This is a genomic window from Liquorilactobacillus capillatus DSM 19910 (genome assembly GCF_001434915.1).
Classification (GTDB): Bacteria; Bacillota; Bacilli; order Lactobacillales; family Lactobacillaceae; genus Liquorilactobacillus; species Liquorilactobacillus capillatus.
The window spans coordinates 1-675 of the sequence record NZ_AZEF01000058.1 but is presented as its reverse complement, the minus strand read 5'-3'; the positions used below and the strand labels follow the sequence as shown (position 1 = coordinate 675).

At 34.1% G+C, this 675-nt stretch carries 1 protein-coding gene; it reads right to left on the bottom strand.

What is annotated here, in order from left to right; translation table 11 throughout:
• Positions 1 to 219: 219 nt before the first annotated feature.
• Positions 220 to 675: terminase TerL endonuclease subunit (locus FC81_RS10140; protein WP_235804682.1), on the bottom strand; the 456-nt coding region annotated here is incomplete at its 5' end.

The following is a 675-nucleotide window of genomic DNA, read 5'->3' as shown; positions in this document are numbered from 1 at the left end:
AAACTTACCAACGCATCTAAAAACGGATCTTGTGTTGTGCTTGTGGTCTTGGTTGTAAAAAAACTCAATTATCCCTCACTCCTTTCATAGTTAATCAGGAATGCCAGCACAATCATCAACAACCCCGCCAACATTACTGCAATAAAAAAGCCCCATGTAAATGCCACCCCAATTATTAGAAGCAACATTCCTAGGACTAATAAAACGCCTTGAATATATTTAAAAAGAAAATTCTGCACTCGTGTAATAATCGTTTGCGTGTTGGTTCGCCTCGCTTTCTTCGTAATAATCCATACCAGCAACATAAGCATTTATTAATGCAGCGATTGGATCAATACGATTACTATTTCTTGCTTTATCGATCTGCCAGCCATTGTTATCAACTTTTAAAATTGCATTATTAACTGCATAAGCTAATATCTTGTTCCCATTATGCTGAATCTTGCCATCATAAAGTTTTTCTCTGAAATCTCTAGTCGGTATATTCAAAGTCTTTGTTCCTTGTCTTACTTCGAACAGCGGATAATTAGCTTTCTCAAATTTAGTTAATAGTGCATCAAAATTATATGGATCATATGCAATTGCTTTAACTCTAAAATTATATTTACCAATTATTGACTGGATATATTCAAAGACTGCATCATAATCAATAATTCCACTCTCTAAACGTGTAAT